Here is a 3,951-nt window from a genome sequence, read left to right on the forward strand (position 1 = left end):
GAATAAGCCGCCTGGCCGCGATTGCCCAGCCAGGCACGAGAACCGATATTGACGATGCGTCCGAACCGGTTTTCCGCCATCTGGGCCAAGACCGCCTTGGAGCAAATGAATTGCGAATGGAGGTTGACCTCGATCACGCGACTCCAGAACGCCAGGTCCATCTTGGAAACAAGCTTGTCTCCACCAATGCCSGCGTTGTTGACCAGGATGTCGATGCGTGCATGGGACGCCAGCAGTTGGGCCACTGTCGACTCCACCTGCTCCACAGAGCTCACGTCGACCTTGAAGGCCTTCACGTCGACCCTCTCGCTCGCAAGGCTGCGCTGGGCGGTTTGCAGGGCTTCGTCGTCGAAGTCCCACAGCGCGATGCGGCAGCCGCCCTGCGCAAGCTCGCGGGCGATGCCAAGGCCGATGCCCTTCGCCCCTCCGGTCACGACGGCGACAAGGCCTTGCAACGAGGCAGGCGCGGTTGGATTTGTCTGGTTCATGTCGACCCGATCAGAGCGAAAGAATATGGATGGCGCAGGCGGCGTGATCCACGCCCCAGATACCGCCGCCAGTCACCTGCGTGAGGCCGATGCGCGCCCCCTGCACTTGCCGTGCTCCCGCGCGGCCTTGCAACTGCTCGCAGACCTCCACGATCTGTGCGACGCCGGTCGCGCCGGGCGGATGTCCCTTGGCGAGAAGGCCGCCGCTTGGATTGACCGGCACCCGCCCGCCCAGGGCCGTCGCACCGCTGTGGAGCAACTGCGCCGCGTTGCCGCGATCGCAAAGGCCCAGCGCTTCGTAGTAGAGCAATTCGGAGATGGTGAAGGCGTCGTGCACTTCCAGCAGGCTGAGGTCCTGGGGTCCCACGCCGGCCTGCTCATAGGCCAGCCTGGCCGCACGCGCCGTGATCTCGGCCTCCGTCATGTCGACGGGCGTGGTTTCGAACAAGCCGGACTGCACCACGGACGCCAGCACCTGAACCGGCTTTGCTACGCCTTGGGAGGGCTTGGTGCTGAGCACGAGGGCCGCTGCACCGTCAACCACGGCGGGACAGCACTGCAGCAGCGTAAGCGGCTCGGCCACGGGGCGGGACGCAAGAATCTCCTCGCGGGTCGCCAGCTTTGCAAACTTGGCGATGGGATTGAGAACACCGTGCTTTCGGTTCTTCACGGAGATCCCAACCTTGAGCGCCTGCAATGCGAGATTCAGTGCGGTCGCTCCGCTGGAGCAGGCGTTGTCCACGTTGTAGACAGCGCCCCCGTGTGCATGCAGTTCACGCAGTGCCCGCTGCCCCGGCAACATGGCCCCGAGCGCGTTGCCGCAGTAGAACGCCTGTACCTCGGAAAGCCGCGTGCCGGCATCTTCCAGGGCATCAAGAATGGCCGACTGGACCATGGCCTCTTCGGTGAGCTCCGGAAAGCGGCCGAAGTCGGTGATGCCCACGCCGGTGATCATTGGTTGCTTCATCTCATTGCTCCTGGAAGGCGTAATCGGGTGTGCCGTCCGGCAATGCGAAGGGCACCACGCGCACGCGGCTTTCGATCGCAGGCGGGCTTCCATCGAACAGGAGCCGACCGAAGGCGCGAACGCCCGGCTCGAAGTCGACCATCGCCAATGCGTAGGCGGGCTTGTCCTTGCCGGGATGGACCACCGTGAAGCTGTAGAGGGAGCCGGTCGGGCCGAGCTCGATTTCCTCGATCGGCTGGTCATGGTGAACGAATTCGATCGGCGGAAACTGGGCGGGCTGACCGCCGGCCTGTGTGGCCACAAGCACCATGCCGCCAGGGGTGTCACGGATGTGGGAATCCGTGCGCTTGATGATCTTCAAAGGTGTCTCCTGTTCCGGTGGCGATGGCCACGGCAACAGGAAGTTTGGTGACCCAGGGCCGCCCCGTCATTGGATTTGTGCTGCGCATTCTTTAGCCGCCCTAAAGCGTGCAAAGCGTGTAGTTCTGCTAAAGCCAGAGCAGCCGAACTGCAAGGACGCTCGCCCTGCGCACGCGCATACTGAATGAATGAAAGAACAAATAAGCGTTCCGGTCACCTTGATGCGCGGCGGCACAAGCAAGGCTGTTTTTCTCGCACAGCGTGACGTGCCGTCCGATCCGCAAGCGCTGCAGCGATTCCTTCTGGCACTGTTCGGCAGCCCGGACGTGCGCCAGATCGACGGGCTTGGAGGCGCCGACATCCTCACAAGCAAATGCGCAATCATCGGCCCCCCGTCACGGCCTGACGCGGACATCGACTACACCTTTGTGCAGATCGGGATCGATCAGCCAAGCGTGAGCTTCGAGATCGTCTGCGGCAACATTTCATCGGCCACCGGCGTCTACGCGCTGCAGGAGCGCCTCATCCCCGTGCAGGAGCCCGCCACCACGGTGCGAGTGCACAACACCAACACCGGCAAGATTCTGCGCATGGTGGTGCAATGTGCGCACGGCGAGCCGTGCGTGGAAGGCGACACCGAAGTGGATGGGGTGCCTGCCAAGGGCGCCGAGGTCGCATTGGACTACTCCGGCACCAGCGGCGCCAGCACGGGCAGGTTGCTGCCCACCGGGCAGGCACGTGATTCGGTCTACGTCTCAAAACTCGGTCGCGAGATACCCGTCTCGATCGTCGATGTGGGAACGGCTTGTGTCTTCATCCGCGCCGCGGATCTGGGCGTTACCGGCACGGAGCTTCCCGGTCAGCTCGGCTCCGATATCTACGAAATGGCCGAGGAAGTCAGGCGCTGGGCCGCCGATCGTTGCAACCTGCCAGCGTCAGGAACCCTCACGCCCTACCAGATCCTCATCAGCGCAGCGCAAGACTACCGAACCATCGGCGGAGATCGAATCGTCAAGTCGTCGGAGATCGACTTTGTTGCACGCATGGTTCTCAATGGTGGCGCGATGCACAAGGCCTTTCCAGGCGGTGGCTCGGTCTGCCTTTCCGTGGCAGCACAGATCGCAGGAACGATCCCGGCTGAGGCGCGAGGCAGTCATGCCGGCCCGACGCGCATCCGCATCGGCCATCCGAGTGGTGTGATCGGAATTTTTGCGAGCGTGGCTCGCACTGCCGACGACGAGTGGACGGTCCGAGAAGTGCACTTCACCCGAACCGCTCGGCGGCTGTTGGATGGAACCGCCTACGTGAGGCGAGCTCTCCTCGAGGTTGGCTGATCTCACCGAACTGCCGAGGCATTGCAATGATGACGCAAGATCTTTTTTCTCTGCGAGGCCGCACGGCTCTCGTCACGGGTGGCTCACGGGGTATTGGTCGCATGATCGCCGAGGGATTCTTGGCGCAAGGTGCACGCGTCTACATCAGCGCGCGTAAAGCTTCGGCATGCGATCTGGCGGCTTCGGAACTGTCGAAGAACGGCCATTGCGTCTCGCTGCCCTACGACGTCTCGACGGTCAACGGATGCCAGGCCCTGGCCGCTGCCTACGTGCAGCATGAAACCACCTTGGACATCCTGGTCAACAACGCCGGCACTGCCTGGGGAGAAGACTTCGATGCTTTCCCCGAAAGCGGCTGGGACAAGGTGGTCGATCTCAACATGAAGACACCCTTCTTCTTGACGAAGGCGCTGTCCGAACCGCTGCGCGCCGCGGCCAAGGAGCGTGTGGGGAAGATCATCAACATTGCGTCCACGGATGGCATCGCGCTCAACCCTCAGGAAAACTACTCCTACGTCGCCAGCAAGGCGGGCTTGATCCACCTGACCCGGCGCATGGCACTGCGCCTGGCGCAAGACAACATCGCGGTCAGTGCCATTGCACCTGGCGCGTTTCCATCCGAGATGAACCGCAACGCACGCGACCGCGGCGACGAACTGTCCGAACACATACCCGCCAGACGCATCGGCACTTCAGAGGACATCGCAGGCGCAGCGATCTTCCTGGCATCGCGTGCAGGTGACTACGTGATGGGCGCTACCCTGGTGGTGGACGGTGGGGTGACCCACGCCCGGGCTTACAG

The 3,951-nt window shown here is 63.2% G+C and carries 5 protein-coding genes; 2 read left to right on the forward strand and 3 right to left on the reverse strand.

Annotation, left to right across the window (positions count from 1 at the left end; all coding sequences use genetic code 11):
- From AC1DOC_RS27855 to AC1DOC_RS27865, 3 genes are all read right to left on the reverse strand, one after another.
- On the reverse strand, positions 1–488 hold a 488-nt coding region (locus AC1DOC_RS27855; protein ID WP_478130938.1), incomplete at its 3' end, for an SDR family NAD(P)-dependent oxidoreductase.
- Between the two features lie 10 nt (positions 489–498).
- Positions 499–1,455, reverse strand: coding sequence for a thiolase family protein (locus AC1DOC_RS27860; protein ID WP_478130939.1), 957 nt, complete (start codon positions 1,453–1,455; stop codon positions 499–501).
- Position 1,456: 1 nt separating this feature from the next.
- Positions 1,457–1,816 (reverse strand): Zn-ribbon domain-containing OB-fold protein, encoded by a 360-nt coding sequence (locus tag AC1DOC_RS27865; RefSeq protein WP_015867083.1) that lies wholly within the window; start codon positions 1,814–1,816, stop codon positions 1,457–1,459.
- 187 nt (positions 1,817–2,003) lie between these two features.
- Between AC1DOC_RS27865 and AC1DOC_RS27870 the strand changes: the two genes are divergently transcribed.
- Together AC1DOC_RS27870 and AC1DOC_RS27875 are read left to right on the forward strand one after the other, a co-directional pair.
- Positions 2,004–3,149, forward strand: coding sequence for a PrpF domain-containing protein (locus AC1DOC_RS27870; RefSeq protein ID WP_478079454.1), 1,146 nt, complete (start codon positions 2,004–2,006; stop codon positions 3,147–3,149).
- 26 nt (positions 3,150–3,175) lie between these two features.
- Positions 3,176–3,951: SDR family oxidoreductase (locus AC1DOC_RS27875; RefSeq protein ID WP_478130940.1), on the forward strand; the 776-nt coding region annotated here is incomplete at its 3' end.

The sequence above is a fragment of the Variovorax sp. 01T439_2 genome (assembly GCF_056398445.1).